Origin of the sequence: Flavobacterium selenitireducens (assembly GCF_014748335.1) — a bacterium.
Taxonomy (GTDB): domain Bacteria; phylum Bacteroidota; class Bacteroidia; order Flavobacteriales; family Flavobacteriaceae; genus Flavobacterium; species Flavobacterium selenitireducens.
The window spans coordinates 538510-555201 of record NZ_JAAVIY010000001.1; the positions used below are offsets into that span (position 1 = coordinate 538510).

At 50.0% G+C, this 16692-nt stretch carries 21 protein-coding genes; 15 read left to right on the plus strand and 6 right to left on the minus strand.

The features are described 5' to 3' along the window. Positions 1 to 256: 256 nt before the first annotated feature. On the minus strand, positions 257 to 1228 hold the full coding sequence (locus HC229_RS02305) for a sugar phosphate isomerase/epimerase family protein (protein ID WP_191018817.1): 972 nt from the start codon (positions 1226 to 1228) through the stop codon (positions 257 to 259). Between the two features lie 85 nt (positions 1229 to 1313). Between HC229_RS02305 and HC229_RS02310 the strand changes: the two genes are divergently transcribed. From HC229_RS02310 to HC229_RS02345, 8 genes are all read left to right on the plus strand, one after another. Continuing rightward, positions 1314 to 1511 carry a hypothetical protein gene (locus HC229_RS02310; RefSeq protein ID WP_191018818.1) on the plus strand — a complete coding sequence of 66 codons (198 nt, stop codon included), beginning with the start codon at positions 1314 to 1316 and terminating at the stop codon, positions 1509 to 1511. After that, a complete protein-coding gene (locus tag HC229_RS02315) occupies positions 1508 to 2302 on the plus strand; it encodes a prohibitin family protein (RefSeq protein WP_191018819.1) in 795 nt (264 codons plus the stop codon). The genes HC229_RS02310 and HC229_RS02315 overlap by 4 nt, the downstream gene beginning before the upstream one ends. 1 nt (position 2303) lies before the next feature. Then, a complete protein-coding gene (locus HC229_RS02320; RefSeq protein ID WP_191018820.1) occupies positions 2304 to 3452 on the plus strand; it encodes a DUF1624 domain-containing protein in 1149 nt (382 codons plus the stop codon). Between the two features lie 85 nt (positions 3453 to 3537). Beyond that, complete coding sequence (locus HC229_RS02325) at positions 3538 to 4629, plus strand: sensor histidine kinase (RefSeq protein WP_191018821.1); 1092 nt, start codon at positions 3538 to 3540, stop codon at positions 4627 to 4629. Continuing rightward, positions 4626 to 5348 (plus strand): LytR/AlgR family response regulator transcription factor, encoded by a 723-nt coding sequence (locus HC229_RS02330; RefSeq protein ID WP_191018822.1) that lies wholly within the window; start codon positions 4626 to 4628, stop codon positions 5346 to 5348. The genes HC229_RS02325 and HC229_RS02330 overlap by 4 nt, the downstream gene beginning before the upstream one ends. Positions 5349 to 5366: 18 nt before the next feature. After that, the gene (locus HC229_RS02335) at positions 5367 to 6347 is read left to right on the plus strand and encodes a hypothetical protein (protein WP_191018823.1); all 981 of its coding nucleotides are present in this window, start codon (positions 5367 to 5369) and stop codon (positions 6345 to 6347) included. 4 nt (positions 6348 to 6351) lie between these two features. Next, positions 6352 to 6573 (plus strand): hypothetical protein, encoded by a 222-nt coding sequence (locus HC229_RS02340; RefSeq protein WP_191018824.1) that lies wholly within the window; start codon positions 6352 to 6354, stop codon positions 6571 to 6573. Between the two features lie 55 nt (positions 6574 to 6628). Continuing rightward, a complete protein-coding gene (locus tag HC229_RS02345; RefSeq protein WP_191018825.1) occupies positions 6629 to 7774 on the plus strand; it encodes a DmpA family aminopeptidase in 1146 nt (381 codons plus the stop codon). A 33-nt stretch (positions 7775 to 7807) separates the two neighbouring features. On the opposite strand, the gene HC229_RS02350 is transcribed toward HC229_RS02345, so the two are convergent. After that, the gene (locus HC229_RS02350) at positions 7808 to 8272 is read right to left on the minus strand and encodes an anthrone oxygenase family protein (protein WP_191018826.1); all 465 of its coding nucleotides are present in this window, start codon (positions 8270 to 8272) and stop codon (positions 7808 to 7810) included. Between the two features lie 140 nt (positions 8273 to 8412). Here HC229_RS02350 and HC229_RS02355 point away from each other — a divergent pair, with 140 nt between their 5' ends. From HC229_RS02355 to fabF, 4 genes are read left to right on the plus strand one after another with little or no spacing between them, the layout of a single operon-like run. After that, complete coding sequence (locus tag HC229_RS02355) at positions 8413 to 8997, plus strand: TetR/AcrR family transcriptional regulator (protein ID WP_191018827.1); 585 nt, start codon at positions 8413 to 8415, stop codon at positions 8995 to 8997. 48 nt (positions 8998 to 9045) lie between these two features. Next, entirely contained in the window at positions 9046 to 9789 is a 744-nt protein-coding gene (locus HC229_RS02360; protein ID WP_191018828.1) for an SDR family oxidoreductase, read from the plus strand. Next, complete coding sequence (locus HC229_RS02365) at positions 9789 to 10223, plus strand: PaaI family thioesterase (protein WP_223845496.1); 435 nt, start codon at positions 9789 to 9791, stop codon at positions 10221 to 10223. The genes HC229_RS02360 and HC229_RS02365 overlap by 1 nt, the downstream gene beginning before the upstream one ends. Then, a complete protein-coding gene (gene fabF, locus HC229_RS02370) occupies positions 10220 to 11479 on the plus strand; it encodes a beta-ketoacyl-ACP synthase II (protein ID WP_191018829.1) in 1260 nt (419 codons plus the stop codon). The genes HC229_RS02365 and fabF overlap by 4 nt, the downstream gene beginning before the upstream one ends. Before the next feature lie 142 nt (positions 11480 to 11621). Here fabF and HC229_RS02375 read toward each other — a convergent pair whose 3' ends face one another. Beyond that, entirely contained in the window at positions 11622 to 11924 is a 303-nt protein-coding gene (locus tag HC229_RS02375) for a hypothetical protein (RefSeq protein WP_191018830.1), read from the minus strand. 33 nt (positions 11925 to 11957) lie between these two features. After that, positions 11958 to 12470, minus strand: a complete 513-nt coding sequence (locus HC229_RS02380; RefSeq protein WP_191018831.1) for an O-acetyl-ADP-ribose deacetylase — start codon at positions 12468 to 12470, stop codon at positions 11958 to 11960. A 112-nt stretch (positions 12471 to 12582) separates the two neighbouring features. Between HC229_RS02380 and HC229_RS16705 the strand changes: the two genes are divergently transcribed. Further along, positions 12583 to 13707 carry a peptidoglycan DD-metalloendopeptidase family protein gene (locus HC229_RS16705; protein WP_191018832.1) on the plus strand — a complete coding sequence of 375 codons (1125 nt, stop codon included), beginning with the start codon at positions 12583 to 12585 and terminating at the stop codon, positions 13705 to 13707. A 15-nt stretch (positions 13708 to 13722) separates the two neighbouring features. On the opposite strand, the gene HC229_RS02390 is transcribed toward HC229_RS16705, so the two are convergent. Beyond that, positions 13723 to 14106: a VOC family protein gene (locus HC229_RS02390; RefSeq protein ID WP_191018833.1), complete on the minus strand. Its 384-nt coding sequence runs from the start codon at positions 14104 to 14106 to the stop codon at positions 13723 to 13725. 113 nt (positions 14107 to 14219) lie between these two features. On the opposite strand from HC229_RS02390, the gene HC229_RS02395 reads away from it, so the two are divergent. Together HC229_RS02395 and HC229_RS02400 are read left to right on the plus strand one after the other, a co-directional pair. Next, the gene (locus HC229_RS02395; protein WP_191018834.1) at positions 14220 to 15188 is read left to right on the plus strand and encodes a GlxA family transcriptional regulator; all 969 of its coding nucleotides are present in this window, start codon (positions 14220 to 14222) and stop codon (positions 15186 to 15188) included. Between the two features lie 266 nt (positions 15189 to 15454). Further along, positions 15455 to 15646, plus strand: a complete 192-nt coding sequence (locus HC229_RS02400; RefSeq protein WP_191018835.1) for a cold-shock protein — start codon at positions 15455 to 15457, stop codon at positions 15644 to 15646. Between the two features lie 51 nt (positions 15647 to 15697). On the opposite strand, the gene HC229_RS02405 is transcribed toward HC229_RS02400, so the two are convergent. Continuing rightward, complete coding sequence (locus HC229_RS02405) at positions 15698 to 16675, minus strand: S66 peptidase family protein (protein ID WP_191018836.1); 978 nt, start codon at positions 16673 to 16675, stop codon at positions 15698 to 15700. Positions 16676 to 16692 lie beyond the last annotated feature (17 nt).

Here is a 16692-nt window from a genome sequence, read left to right on the forward strand (position 1 = left end):
AAATGATGAGTTGAATTGGTCAGTGGGAGGTTTAAAGTTTAAGGTTGGAAGTTGGCAGTTGGCAGTTGGTGTACTGGATTTTGGATTTGTGTTATAAATGCGATTTTTAAGATTTTGTACATTTTTTCTGTATGGCGGATATTTGAATTACGTTTAGCTTTACGGGTGGGTGGTGGCGGCTTTATATTCAATTGATTATGTAGCTATTATCTGACGAAACTTCCAAACGTTTCAAAATTGCTATCGGAAAACCTCACTAAACATTCGCATGCTTCAGCAACAACGCCTTTGTCGCCATCAGGCCATCGACTTCACTTAACCGCGTCCCTTCGTATTCGACGCCGATGAATCCTCTATAACCTGAAGCCTTGACCAATTGCAACATCTTTTTATAGTCGATCGTGGTTTCCTCTCCCGCCATATTGAAATCATACGACTTCGCACTGACGCCTTTTGCGAACGGCAACAATTCCTGCATGCCTTTATACCTATCGTATTCCTCGATACATTTGCCAGAAAAGCGCTCGCTTCCTTCGCGTTTGAGGCAGAAATTCCCAAAATCCGGTAAGGTTCCGCAATTCTTCATATTGACGTTTTGGATTATTTTGGCCACTTTGGCTGCATCCGAAGACAGCAACTGATGGTTTTCCACGATCACATTGATCTTGCTCTTAGCCGCAGTTTCGCACAGTTTGCGCAAACTTTCCGCCGATTTTTCCATCCAGACCTGGGGCGTTTTCTCCGTTTCCCCTCCAAACAGGTTCACGCGGATGGAGTGACAGCCTAAGCCCGCGGCCGCGTCGATCCATTTGTGATGGGCATCGATGGTCGCTTGCCTTACTGCATTGTCGGCGGTGGAAAGGTCGCCTTCGTCCACCATGATGAGTACGTTTTCAAGACCGTGATCGTCGCTTCGTTTTTTGAGTTCGGATACGGTCCTGACCAATTCCGATTCCTTCCCTTTTTCCGGCAAATAAAACGAGCTCACGTACTCCAGGCCTTCAAATCCGAATTCTTTGGCGACCTTTGCGAATTCCATAGTAGGCAATACCTTGCTATTAAAGGCATTGTGAAGCGACCATTGCGCGAGCGAAAGTTTGAAGAAAGGCTTGGTATCGGGAGTCAGCCAATCCATATCGTCGCCCAGGATCACAGGTAATACAAGATGTGAAAGCGACGTGGCCAATCCGAACTGGCCCGTGCGTTTGATAAAAAGACGTCTGTCCATAAGTTGGTTCGATTTAGGTTTAAAGTTAGGATTTTATTCGTCAGATGAGACGCAAATCCCTACTTTTGAAACAACCGAACACCAAATGACCAACAAAAAAATCTACGCCGTCGTAGCCGTTCCCTTGGTGGTGGCTTTTCTATTTTGGCTGTTTACCGAAGCCTTCAACCTGATCAGCGCACCGTCCGACACCTCGCTGCTGATTGGGATACTGCTGGCGAGCGCCGGTTTGTTCATATTGCTCAAACTCATACAATTCCTGTTAAAAACTTTTCTCAGATGAATAGAAGACTATTTTACGCCATCGCCGCTTTGGGCGTTTTTATCTTTATCCTGATTTCGTTCAATTCGTGCAATGAGCGCATCGACGCGGGTTACGAAGGTATCCTGGTCAAACTTTACGGAAGTGACAAAGGCGTCCAGGATGTAAGTCTCGTCACCGGACGCGTCTGGTACAATCCGTTTACCGAAAATGTGTACGAATTTCCGACGTATGTGCAGACCATCAATTACACCGCTTTTACCGTGAATGCGAAAGACGGCTCGGTCTTTACCGTAGATCCGACGCTGTCGTTCAAAGTACGCGACGGACAAAGCCCGGTCATCTTCAAAAAGTACCGCAAGGACATTCGGGAGATCACAGAAACGACATTGTTCAATTACATCAAGGATGCTTTCCGCATAGAATTCAACAAATATTCGACCGACAGCATCATATCCAATCGCGAAAAATTCGAGAACTCCATCCAGACCAACATGGGCCAATTGCTCAAGAAAGAAGGTTTCATCCTCGAGCAGATGACCTCGGGCATCCAATATCCGGAAACCATTACCGAAGCGATCAACGCCAAGAATGCCGCCGTCCAGCAAGCCATGCGCGTCGAGAACGAACTCAAGGTTTCCCAGGCCCAGGCGCGAAAACTGATCGTCCAGGCCGAAGCCGAGGCAAAAGCCAACGAATTGCGCAAGCAGTCGCTCAACCCTTTGTTGATCCAACAGCAATTCATCGAGAAATGGGACGGAAAAACACCTATCTACGGCAATGCTCCCGCGTTTTTCAAAAACGTGCAGTGACGTGAAGCGCGTGGAAAGCATCGACGTCGTGCGTGGGTTGGCCATGGTCGTCATGGCGCTCGACCACACGCGCGACCTGTTCCACATCCCGGGTCTCGATCAAAACCCTACCGATCTCGCCACAACGAGCCCGGCCATTTTCTTTACGCGCTTTTTCACGCATTTTTGTGCGCCCACGTTCGTTTTCCTCGCGGGCACATCCGCTTTCTTATCACTGAAAAAAACCGGTGATATCCGGGCCAACCGCCTTTTTTTGATCAAGCGCGGCCTCTGGCTCCTTCTGCTTGAATTTACCGTCGTCACGTTCGGTATCTGGTTCGACGTTGGGTTCCACACCTTTTTGTTCCAGGTGATTGCAGCCATTGGGTTCGGGTTCATCTTGCTGGGTTTCTGCCTGAGACTTTCGCCGGGAATAATCGCCTCTATCGGCTTCAGCCTGATTTTGATTCAGACAATTCTGCCGTTTGTTCCCGTTCCGGAAGGCCCGCTGAAGACCTCGATCGGCCTGCTTTTTTTCCCGAATTTCTTTGCCCTGGGTTCGCACTCCCTGGTTTACGCCTACCCGATTTTGTCCTGGACGGCCATCCTGTTCCTGGGTTTCGGCACTGCGAGACTGTTTACCAATCCAGGTTACCAAAGTCGTTTGCTTGGTATCGGCTCGGCTTTGCTGGCGGCCTTTGTGCTGTTGCGGTTTTTTGACATTGGTGATATCGCAGCTTGGTCGTTACAAAAAGACGTTGTTTTTACCGCAATGTCGTTTTTGAACGTGACGAAATATCCGCCGACGCTGTCGTTTTGCCTGCTCACTTTAGGCGTGATGTTCGTGCTGCTCTGGCTGGCCGAAAAAGCCAACGGAAGCGTGACCTCGGTGTTCCGAACGTTCGGGAAAGTGCCGCTGTTTTATTATCTGGTCCACTGGTACGTCATCCATATCGCGCTCCTCTCGCTGCTGTTTGTCCAGGGCGTTCCGCTAGAGCGGATGGACTTCACCGGAATGCGCTTCGGCCGGCCCGTCGCTATGCAGAGCGGCGTGTCTTTGGTTTGGGTATATGTCATTTGGATTGCGGTCGTGGCCCTGCTCTATCTTCCGTGTAAGCGATATGCGGCTCACAAGGCCTCTCGTTCCAGCGGCTGGCTTCGGTATTTGTGATTTGGTAGAAAAAAAACGTGGTTTGGTATAATTCCCGAACCTAAATTTGCCAATTGTGTTTACTTCGCAACGCAAACCGTAAACCATGGACGCCTGCTTCGCAAAATCCTGTTCCCAAAACCGTTTCATCGACTTTCTGATCGAGGGCCGCTTTCGTTTCTGGCGGCATTTCATCGTGTGGTGCTATATGTTGGGAACGTTCGTCATCTCGCGCTTCGGCGAAGATTCGGGCCAACCGCTGGCCATCGCCAAAAGCGTGATATGGAACGCCTATTTTCTTTCGATGTTCTACCTGAACATGTATGTGCTGATCCCGCGGTTGCTCTACAAGGAAAAATACCTGACCTATCTTTTTTCGCTTTTCGTGGTGATCATCGGCGGTTACCTCTCGCTTGCTTTCCTTTCGGATTTATATCTCGACGGCTACTCGTTTACCAGAAGCGGGCGCACTTCCGAACTCCGGGGCGCGATGCATCAATATTTCATCGCGATCCACATGATTGTGCTGATGGTATTCGCTTCCACATCGATCAAACTTTTCCAAAGATGGGCGCGCGATACCAAACGCATATCCGAACTCGAAACCCATTCGCTACAGATGGAGCTGCGCGAACTTCGCAACCAGGTCAACCCGCATTTTTTGTTTAACATGCTCAACAATGTCAATGTGCTGATCCGTAAAAATCCCGACCAGGCCATTGCCACGGTGCACAAATTATCGGACTTTTTGCGCTACCAGTTGTACGAAAACAACGCCCAGGCAGTGCTGCTGAAGCCCGAAATCCATTTTTTGCAGGATTTGCTCGCGCTCGAAAAAATGCGCCGTGACGATTTTACGTTTTCGCTCGATGTAGACAATACCATTCCCGATCTCGAAAAAGCGGACAATCTTATGCTTCCGCCTAACCTGTTCATCAGTTTTGTGGAGAACGCGATCAAACACAGCGCAGACTCGGAACATCCTAGTTCTATTGACGTGCATTTTACGATTTCCGATACGCACCTGTTCTTTAAGTGCAAAAACACGAAACCATTAGAAAAACGACAGGAGAATCAAGGTGGCCTCGGACTGACGAACGCCAAACGACGCCTCGAACTGCTTTACGGAGAAACCTACGACTTGCGCATTTCCGAATCGAAAACGCAATACGAACTAACCCTGACCATCCCGATATGAACTGCATCATCGTAGACGACGAACCGCTGGCGCGCGAAGGCATGTTGCTTTTGCTTGGGGAAATTGATGCGCTTTCCGTCGCGGGAAGTTTCGGGAGCGCCAAAAAAGCGCTGGACTTCATAAGGGAAAATACCGTCGATCTGGTATTTCTTGACATTCAGATGCCAGGATTGACGGGACTCGAATTGGCGGGGATGATTCCTGAGGAAACGCTTGTGATTTTTACGACGGCTTTTTCCGAATATGCGCTTGAGAGTTATGACGTGGACGCCGTGGACTATATCGTCAAGCCTATTTTGAAGGAACGTCTCGAAAAAGCGGTGAAAAAAGCGTTTTCGTATCACGAACTCCTTGTCGGGAAAGACAGCAAGACGACCGTGGAAAGCGCTTCGGAGGAATTCATCCTGGTGAAATCCGACAGGAAATTCCACAAGATTGCGTTCGATGACATCCGCTTTGTCGAAGGCCTGAAAGACTATGTGGTGATCCATTGCAGAAGCGGCAAGCTGATCACGGCCATGAACCTTCGCACGATTTCAAGACTGCTTCCGCCGGGCGATTTCGTCCGCGTAAGCAAATCGTATATCGTCAACACCAAACACATCACGGCATTCGACAACCACAGCGTGAACCTAGAGACTGTCGAAGTGCCGATTGGGGAAGTGTACCGAAAAGAATTCCTAAAACTGTACCTCGGGAACAACAATACGCTGCTTTAACCTTTAACATCATCGATCATGAAAACGCATTTTTCAATGCTCATGGGCTTGCTATGCCTATGCGCGACTGCCCAGGAAAAACAGCAAGTCCAGGATTCGGTACGCAAAATTATAACCGACAAGTTCCCGCGCACGCGCACGTTCGACTTGCAATACCGGGCGTACGCACCGTCTGATTTCGAATCTGAATTGTTCGACCAAAAATACGTCCGGGGCCGCATCACCGATCACCAGCAATGGAAAGCCGCGATGAATTTCACGCTTTTACGGAAACAGCGCTGGAACCTGTCGGCTAATGTAGATTACCGTTACGAAAGTTTCAATATCGACAATCCGGAAATAGTATCGGACGCCCTCGGGCCGTTCTCACAAAACGAAGGCTATCACTACATCGGAGCCACGATAGGCGCGATGTATTACGCAAGTTTATTCAAGAAGCCCATCATCTATATCGCCGCCTTGACCGCCGACGGTTCCCAAAGAGAAGTAGAGCGGCTCAAGGGAACCATTGGCGCCACTTTATTGCTCAAGCGCACCGAGCGCACGGTAATCGGCCTGGGATTTGTGATCTTGCTCGATCCGGCCTCTCCGGTTCCGGCGGCTCCGGTTTTTACCGTCGATCACAAGTTCAAAAATTCGGCTTGGTCGCTCGACCTGATTTTGCCTCAGCGGCTTATGCTCAAACGCCCTGTGTTTTCCGATGGGCGCGTTTCAATCGGGACCGAATTGTCCGGAGACGGCTTTTATATGTATGCCGACAATCCCGGTTATGCCGACGTCTACGATTTTCGCCAACTCGAATTGCGATCGGGACTGACCTACGAACATAGCATCGCTAACGGATTTGTCGCCTACGCCAAGACCGGAATCGCCAACATGTTCAATATGCGCGTCTCCGAGCGGGCCGTCAATACCAACGACTACATACTGTCGGCCCATCAGGATGCCACGGGCTATTTGTCATTCGGGCTTTCGTATAATCTTCCGTCATCAAAATAATCCTATGAAAAATCGCATCATTTCCGTATTCAAAACCTCGGTCACATCCCAAAAGAAGGCACTTTTGTTGCGTCCGTATCTCGATGGGCTACGCAATATCAGTCAGTGGAATTTCGATCTCGAAGACCGCGACAAAATATTGCGCATCGACAGCGAATCCCCGGTTTCGGTTTATGTGATCGGCATTTTGAACCGAAAAGGCTTCGACTGCATCGAGTTGGAATGAACTTGTAACATTTCGGCGATTTTCGTTACTTAGAGTCATCATCAATCACTCTAAAATGAAAATCACATCTTTTCTGGCCGTTGTCCTCATGGGGATGTTGGTCGTACAGGCACAAAAAAAAGAACGCGCCCGCGACTTTGGGATATCTTTCGACGGAAAACCCGGGACTTACAATGCCATTACCGATGTTTCCGGCGTACTCGTCGGGTATAAGACGAACATTTCGGGAAGCGGCAAAAAGGCCGTGAGAACGGGTGTAACCGTGATTCTTCCGACCGGTCAAAACGACAATTCAGCTTATCCTGCCGGATATTTTAGCCTCAACGGAGACGGAGAGATGACGGGAACGACCGTGATCGACGAGTACGGATTGGGTTACGGCCCTATCGGGATTACCAACACGAACAGCGTCGGCGTGGTACGCGATGCTATTGGCGAATGGAGCTCCAGAAAGTTTTCAAAAGGCGAACTCGTCGATTTTTCGTTCGGATTGCCAGTCTCGGCCGAAACTTTCGATGGCATGCTCAACGACATAAATGGCCTTCACATAAAGAAAGAGGACGTTTTCGAAGCGTTGGACAATGCCGCGTCAGGCCAGGTCGCAGAAGGAAACGTAGGAGGCGGGACCGGAATGTCACTGTTCCATTTCAAAGGCGGAAGCGGCACTTCTTCCCGCGTTTTCAAGATCGACGGAAAGGAATACACCGTAGGCGCCTTCGTACAGGGAAATTTCGGAGGACGCAAAGACCTGCTGATTTCAGGCGTTCCGGTCGGGAAGGAAATCACCGAAGCGATGCCGAAATTCAACAGCCAAAAAGAAAAGGACGGTTCCATCATCGTGATTCTCGCTACCGATGCGCCGCTTTTGCCGTCCCAGCTCAAGCAGATGGCCAAGCGTGCATCCATAGGTGTAGCGCGGACGGGCGGGTTTGGATATAACAGTTCGGGCGACATTTTTCTGGCCTTCAGCACTGCGGCTCCCAAAACGAATGACAAAGGGACTTTACAAACCTGGACGGCGCTTCCGAAAGAGTTGCTCGATCCCGTTTACCGTTCGGCGGCGCTGGCGACCGAAGAGTCCATCATAAACGCCCTGATGGCGGCCGAAACCATGGAAGGCTACAACGGCAATATTATCTACGAAATTCCAAAGGATAAACTTAAGGATGTTTTAAAGCGATACAACAGGTTGGGAAAATAGCCGATTCCGATGCAAAGTTAGTTGCACTGTCTTTCATTTTTTGGTCAAGCCGACGATAAGCAGCCCGATCGTTGCAACCGACGCAATAGCCCGGATGATATTCCAACGGTTCCAGGCGGCCTCGAAAGCATCCCTGAGCGTTTTAAGATTTTGGGAAGAAAGATCCTGGGCGTCGAGCATGTTGTTGAGCGGCACGTTCGCGAAAACCGTTACGCCCATCACGCCTGTCCAATAAAACACGGAGGCCGGGACGATCCACCAGAATATCGGATTGCCATATTGTTGGTAAGCAGATATCGGAAGTAGAATTGCCGCACCAAAAAAAACAGCGAAAAAAACAGGATTTTGTATCTCGCGATTCATCGACTGCATAGCCGAAAGATAATGGGCGTCAGAAAGTTTTGACAGTCCGGGAACCACTGTGACGGCCCAGCTGAAAAACACACCTCCGGAAAGGACGGTCGCCAAAGTACACGCAACCAAGATAAAGTCTGGCATCGGGAATTTCATGTTTTCTTTCAAAAATAGGAAATTCACATTTGCAAAAATCGACCGCCGATTTCGTCATAGAAAAAAACAATGACAAAACCCAACCAGAATATACCAATTGGTATAAATTTGCGTCAGAAAACTGACCAATGGGAAAAGCGGAAGTCACGAGGCAATTCATTATCGAGAAAAGCGCGCCAATTTTTAATAAATTCGGGTACGCCGGAACCTCGATGCAAGACTTGACGCGAGCCACCGGACTGACCAAAGGCAGCATTTACGGGAACTTTGCGAACAAAGACGAAGTGGCGCTCGAAGCCTTCAAGCACAATGTTGGGAAGATGTCGGCTTTTTTTGAATCAGAAATGAGCCAAGTAAACGGATACAGGGAAAAACTATTGGTTTACCCAAAGACGTACGACGCTTTTTTTACCGGTAATTTCATCGAAGGCGGCTGCCCGGTGTTGAACACTTCAGTAGAATCGGACGACACGCATCCCGCACTCAAAGCCCAGGCGAGGAAAGCGTTTTTGAATTGGAAACAGTCCATCGCGAACCTAATTGAACTGGGAAAAGAAAAAGGTGAGTTCGAATCTTCCGTCAACGCGGAATCGGCTGCCTTTACAATACTCGCACTCATCGAAGGCGGAACGATGATCGCAAAACTAACTGAGAAAGAGGTACATATGCAGATGATTACATCCCATCTGACACACTTCATCGAAACACTCTAATTTTTTTTAAACCAAAATATACCGAACGGTATAAAAAGCGATTTACATATGAAAATTTCAAAAAACACAATCCTGATTACCGGCGGAGGTTCCGGAATAGGCTTCGAACTCGCCAAATTACTGACCGGGCAAGGCAATAAAGTCATCATTACCGGCAGGAACAAAGCCAAACTGGAAAATGCCGTCGCTGCACTCAAAAGCGCCAATTACATCCACGCCGATATCACCGATGCCCATGATGTGAACCGACTCGTCCAGACGTTGAACATCAACTTCCCTTCGCTCAACATACTTATCAACAATGCCGGGACGGCTCAATATTACCGCCTTACTGATGATGGCGCCGACACTTTTGACAAGGCCGGCGACGAAATCCTGACGAACTATCTATCGGTGGCGCGCCTTACGGAAAAATTGCTGCCGCTGCTGCGCAAGAATGGTCCGGCCGCGATCGCGAACGTTTCATCGATCGTGGGCTTCGTTCCGACAGTGCACCTTCCGACATACTCGGCAAGCAAGGCCGCGCTCCACTCCTACACCCGGGTGTTACGTCATACCTTGGCTGCCAGCAACGAGGATGTCAAAGTGTTCGAACTCATGCCGCCGTTGGTCAACACGGAATTTTCAAAGGCGATCGGAGGCGAAAAAGGAATGGATCCAAAAGATGTCGCACAAGCGCTCGTAAGCGGAATGGAGCACGACCTTTTCGAAATCCACCCGGGTATGACCGCGGACCTCTACCAACTCTATCTTTCCTCTCCTGAAGCTGCCATGGCCGCAATCAATAACTGATGGAACCGGGAGCATTTGAATTTCTGCGCGGACAGATCGGCTTGGAAGTGACGGCCTCACCTTCGGCATTCATGAACTGGCTGCGGCCCGAGATGCGCCTCGTCGAAAAAGGCCACCTCGAATTTGCCTACACCGTGCGCCCGGAAATGACCAATCCGTTCGGTACGCTTCACGGAGGCGTGATCGCCGCGATTATGGACGACGCCATCGGAGCGACACTGATTGCGTTTGAAGAACCTTTTTTCTATGTATCGATCAATCTCGCCGTCGATTATTTCGCTTCCGCCAAAGTCGCGGACGTCGTGGTTGCGGTCACGTCGGTCAACAAAAAAGGGAAAACCGTCGTAAACGCACAATGCGAGTTGTGGACGGCGGACAAGTCAAGATTGCTCGCAAAAGGCTATACGAACTTACTAAAAACACATCCAAAATGAAACGAGTCGTCATTACAGGTTTGGGCGCCATCACGCCCCTTGGGAATTCCGTTGCCGAATTCTGGCAGAATATCATAAAAGGAAAAAGCGGTGCCGGCCCCATAACCAAATTCGATGCTTCCCTTTTCAAGACGAGATTCGCGCACGAAGTCAGGAATTTCGACGCCGAACGCTATTTCGAACGCAAGGAAATCAGAAAATACGACCTGTTCACCCAATACGCGGTGGCAGCGTCGGACGAAGCACTTGCAGACAGCGGCCTCGATCTTGGAGCGCTTACCGATGCCCAACGTGCCGAGATCGGCGTGATTTGGGCATCCGGTAATGGAGGGATTTCGACATTCGAGCAACAACTTGAAGAATTTTATGAAGGAGATGGAACGCCACGCTTCAATCCTTTTTTCATACCAAAGATGATCGTGGACATTGCCGCCGGCGTTATTTCGATCCGGCATCGGTTTTACGGCCCGAATTATGCGACGGTTTCGGCCTGCGCCTCATCGAACACGGCCATCATCAGCGCCTTTGACACGATTCGGATGGGAAAAGCCGAGATCATGGTAACCGGCGGTTCTGAAGCGGCGATCACCAAATCGTCTATCGGAGGCTTCGGGGCATCGCAGGCGCTCTCCAAAAACAACGAAAATCCTGAGAAAGCCTCACGCCCGTTCGACCGCGACCGCGACGGATTCGTGGCCGGCGAAGGAGCCGGAGCATTGGTACTCGAGGAACTGGAGCACGCAAAAGCCAGGGGCGCGAAAATTTATGCCGAGATTGCAGGAGGCGGAATGGCCGCCGATGCCTATCATCTCACGGGAACGCCGGCGGACGGGCACGGCGCCAGGCTCGGAATGGAAAAAGCGTTGAAAGATGCGGGAATCGCAGCCAATAAGATCGGAAGCGTAAATGCCCATGCCACCTCGACACCACAAGGCGACCTGAGCGAACTCAACGCCGTCCAATCTGTTTTTGGCGATCATCCCGTACTGATAACCGCAACCAAATCGATGACGGGACACTTGCTTGGTGCGGCGGGCGCGATCGAAAGCATCATCAGCGCATTGTCGGTCAATACCGGAATCGTCCCGGCCACCATAAACCTTGAAAATCTCGATGCCAATGCGCCCCAAGGCCTCCAAATCGTGACGGGAAATTCCGTAAAAACAAGCCAGGAATTCGTCATGAACAATACCTTCGGATTTGGCGGACACACCGCCACGACGATTTTCAGGAAGTTCAGCGACACGTCCGATTAATTTGCCGGGCACGGTTTACGGCCAGGATACAACCGCGATCCGTCAATGTGTCGCAAAAAACGGAGCCGATTTGCATTTCCTGGATCGGTCTCCACCATCCTGCGGTTTCACGCACAAATGATTTAAAGTGGGAATCGGATAGTCAGAACCAATAACTGACCACAATGTTTTCAAGTCCGAAAAGCAGCAACATGATCCAGACCGGAATGAAGACGAAACAAATGGTCGTTCTTCGTTTGTACATCAGGTAAGCCGTCCAGATTCCGGAGATGGCCATGCTCGCGTTTCCTAAGTGTTTTTCGAGGCCAAATCCGAGTAGTGCATTGACGATCAGCAAGGCTAAAAACGGGGCGAACACCAAAAGTACGATGACGAATGTACCGACGAAAGGCGTTTGGGCGATGTCGAGAAGCGTCTCGTTGTCGGTCTCGATGCTGATGAGCATGGCGATGGTGTTTTTCCGATGTAAATATAGCAATTACACCTTGAGCAATGCCTTAAGCAGCATTTCGTTCTCCTTGTCGAAACAGACGAAAGTTACACTGATCTCACGTTCCCCTGTCGAGAGGAATTCCCGAACCGCATCTACAGAAATCTTGGCGGCCTCGGCCTTCGGATAACCATAGATTCCCGTACTGATATTCGGGAACGCCACGCTTTTGCAGCCGTTTTCAAGGGCCAGTTCCAATGACTTTCGGTAGCAGCTCGCCAGCTTTGATGCCTCGTTTCGATGCCCGCCGTTCCAAACCGGGCCAACGGTGTGGATCACGAATTTTGCCGGTAGCCTGCCCGCTGTGGTGATTACGGCCTCTCCTGTTTTGCAGCCGCCCTGTCGCGCGACGATATCGCGGCAGGCATTGAGTATCTCTGGCCCGCCCGCCCGGTGAATTGCGCCGTCTACTCCTCCTCCTCCTCCCAAAAGTGAAGTATTGGCTGCGTTTACGATGGCGTCGGCAACGAACTTCGTGATATCGCCCTGCACTACTTCCATAACTTTTTATTGGAAAGTTACGCTTTGTTCGACAAATCCCAAAATCCGGTTAATAGATCGTTTTGAGGAAATTCGGGGATTTTCTGGCACAATTACTGCGCAACGACGCCCTGTGAAAAAGAACGTTTTAACCTACACCGTCTTGGCGGCCATAGCCGTTTTTGTTTGTGGATGTTCCGGGATTACGCGCCTTACAGATGCGATAGTGAGTCCTGACGCCCGAAAAGTTTACTTACGTGACCTCTCCGATGAAAAACGGCGCGTGTCATGGCAGGCTGCTTACGAATCTGCGTTTTCGGACAGTCTTAGCGTCCCTCTTCCGTATGGAGAGAAAGGCCGCTTCCAGCCGGAACTCGATGTTGTGTACAGCTACAATGTTGGTTTGGAAGAGGGCCAGGTACTCCAGGTAGAGATTGCCCAGGAAAACACGGCGCAGCGCCTGTTTATCGACATTTTGCAAAGCGACGGAAACACGTATCGATCCCTGGCCAAATCGCAACCCGGAGCAACTAAGCTCGAAGCAGCAGCGGTGTTTTCAGGCATTTTCAAGGTGATCGTCCAGGCCGAGGCCGGAGCCACCGGAAATTTTTTCATCAGCCTCAACAAAAAGCCGATGTATGCGTTTCCTGTCGCCGGAAAAGGCAATGCGGCCATCCAGAGTTTTTGGGGAGCCGTCCGCGACGGAGGCAAACGCAGCCATGAAGGCGTCGACATCTTTGCCAAAAAAGGAACACCCGTGATTGCCGTATCTGACGGAACGATCACGCGTGCCGGCGAATATGGGATCGGCGGCAAACAGGTTTGGCTGCGAACGAGTATTTTCGGGAAATCGATATATTACGCACATCTCGATAAAATTGCCGTCGAAAGCGGAAATTCGGTCAAAACCGGCGATACGGTCGGCTTTGTCGGCAATACCGGAAACGCCAAAGGTGGCGCCCATCATTTGCACTTCGGGATCTACTCAGCCATGGGTGCCGTGAATCCGTTGCCTTTTATCTTCCGCACCCAGGAAATCGGACAGCAGGACTACGCAAGACGTTTCGATACGACGGCATTGCGTATCCGGGAAGCAAGAGCAACTTTGCGACTCGGGCCCGCGACAAGTTTCGAAAAGATAGGCGAAGCGGCACCGGGACAAACCGTGACCTTGCTCGGCCAGCACAATGCGTGGCTCCACGTACGCACGATCTCGGGCGTCAGGGCATTCGTACACGCATCACTTGTAAAAGTCTAGTCACGTTTTAATCCGTCAGAAGTTGAACAACCACTCGACACCAAACGGGTCGATCGTCGCCGCTGTTTCGCCTGGCTCCGGATCTGCCGTTTCCGTTCCCGACAACTTCCTGAAGACGCGTTTGCGTATTTCCCGATCGCCGCTCTCCAGAACCAACGCGATACGTCCCGGCGCAGTGGTTTGCCCTAAATCAGAAGCCAGGAGCGTGAAGAAGGAAGTCGTCAGTTTGGCGCGTAACACGATATCGCGCATGTTTTCGGGAAGTTGGCTTTTCACATCATCAGATAAACCTTGCACGTCGAGCGTTCCGCCAAAGCATTCGCGATAGAACTCCATCGCTTGTCGGCAATTTCCGCTAAAGGCAATCATAGGACGCAACGTCATCGCAGTGGTTTGCATGATGCTAAATTCGGCCAATCATATTGAGTGCGCACTGTGTTTTTGCGACACGTTCAAGGGTAGATCGCGACACCGGATTTCGCTATATTTGTGTAAATCCGATGGCGATCAGCATGAAAAAAATATCGATCTACGTTCCCAAAAGCGCGGTCATGGAAGCCGTGACACCCGCCTACCGCTTGTTCAACACCGCCAATCGCTTTCTGGAAGCTTCGGGAAAGGAGGCGTTTTTCGACGTGGAATTCGTTGGGCTCGAGCGTCACATTCAGGCCCAGGATGGCGAATACACGATTGCAACCTCCAGGCTGCTTTCTGATGTAAAACGCACCGATATGGTCATCATTCCGGCACTGTACGGGGATCTCGACCACGCCTTGCAACTCAACAAGGACGCCATCGAATGGATCGTAAGTATGCACGAAGGCGGTGCCGAAGTCGCTTCGTTATGCCTGGGTGCTTACTTACTTGCCGATACCGGGCTCATCGATGGCAAGCGTTGCTCGACGCATTGGGCCTATTGCGACGATTTTCGAAAACGATTCCCGAACGTCGAGGTCGTAGACGGGGCGATAATTACGGATGAAGGCCGTATTTACAGCAGCGGAGGCGCGAACTCCATCTGGAATATGCTGCTCTACGTGTTGGAAAAGCACACGAGCCGTGACATCGCGATCCTTGCAGCCAAATATTTCGCTATCGATATCGACCGCGACAACCAAAATGCCTTTACGATATTCCGCGCACAAAAGGATCATCGCGACAATGAGATCCTCAGAGCCCAGCATTTCATAGAGGAAAATTTCATCGATCGCATCACCATCGATGTCCTTGCCGATAAGGTCAACGTAAGCCGCCGCAGTTTCGAGAGGCGTTTCAAGAGTGCGACCAACAACACCGTGAGCGAATACATACAGCGCGTGCGCATCGAGTCGGCCAAACGGACCTTCGAGGCCTCGCTCAAGAATGTCAACGAAGTCATGTTCGATGTCGGCTATACCGATACCAAATCGTTCCGGGAAGTCTTCAAGCGGATAACGGGTTTGACTCCCGTGGAATACCGAAATAAGTACAGTAAGAATTGAATAACGCAGCGCGGCCGATGTCGGTTTTTTGCATCGCCCTTTCAAGATATCGTCGTTTCGCCTCTTGACTTCCGGACCGTTTGGTATCGAACGAACAATCCAAAAACCGGAATTGGACAGCCTTAACTTGGATGAATGCACGCCAATCGCAATAAGGGCAGGCATTCGTGCAAATTCTGAAGTATTTTTAAAAAAATCTTAAAAAAATATTTTGCCTGCAATAATTAAATTTTACCTTTGGCACATAACCAGTTATTTCATTTAAAATGAACGAAGGAACCATCAAATTTTTCAACGAGACCAAAGGTTTCGGATTCATCACCCCAAGAGATGGAGGTGCTGACCTGTTCGTACACGTTACAGGATTAAATGGCCGTGTTCGTGAGAACGACAAAGTTACTTACGAAGTACAACAGGGAAAAAGAGGACCAAGCGCAGTAAACGTTACCGTTATCTAAGATATCCCAGTACCTGTAAATTGCTAGAGCTGCCTTATTAGGCGGCTTTTTTTATATTTTGTATTCGAGCGTCAATTCCATGTCGGTCATGGCCAGGTTGGCCGTTCGCCCGAAATTGAGCGCAATGTTCCGGTCCGGCCGGTGTCCGATCGGCAATCCGAAAACAATCGGGAAATCGTATTCGGCAAAGAAATTGAGCAACATAATTCTAAAGGCCTTTTCAATTGTGTGTTCGTCGGGTTCCGGAAATTCAGCTACCATGCAATTGCTCGTCTCATTGTCCTTTATCGGAATGATGAAATCGCCGACCAAAAGCGCCTTGAGTTTGTCGAATTTGCCCGACCGTTTCATCGCATAAAGCATCCGTTCGATACTCATGAGGTTTTCGTATGTATCTTCGATGAACAGTATTTTCCCGTATGTCTCCAAATCCGAACGCGTACCGATTACGGTATGTAAAATTGAAAGGTTCCCGCCGACAATCTCACCTTTCACGTCGGCAATTTTGTGGTTTTCGAGGCCGCCGAACGTAAATTCAGAAGTCGGCTCAAAGAGCAATTTTCGCATGCTCCGGAGATCGGCGGGGCTTGCCGTCTGGAATCCGAAAAGCATCGTTCCATGAAGGGTTTCTATGCCGAAATTCCGATTGATGTGGGCATGCAGGTAGGTGATGTCGCTGAATCCGACAAGCCATTTCGGATGATCCGTAAACCTGGAAAAATTTAGTTTGTCGAGAATTTGTACGGTTCCGTAACCGCCACGGAGGAAAAAAATTGCCTTGATGCGATCGTCGTCCAATGCGTTTTGGAGATCGCGCAGGCGAACTTCCGAACTCGCCGAAAATTGGCAAAAACCGCCATCGGAAATCGTTTCCCCGACAATTGTCCGCAGTCCCCAATCGTCGAATGTGCGCGTAACGAATTCGGTATTGTAAACGCCTTTTCGCGCAATGTTCAGCAAATAGACGGTATCGCCTTTCTTGAGATGGGCCGGACGCTTCATAAAATAGGTTTGCACAAATGTAGCCAATGATCGCTAATTTTTTT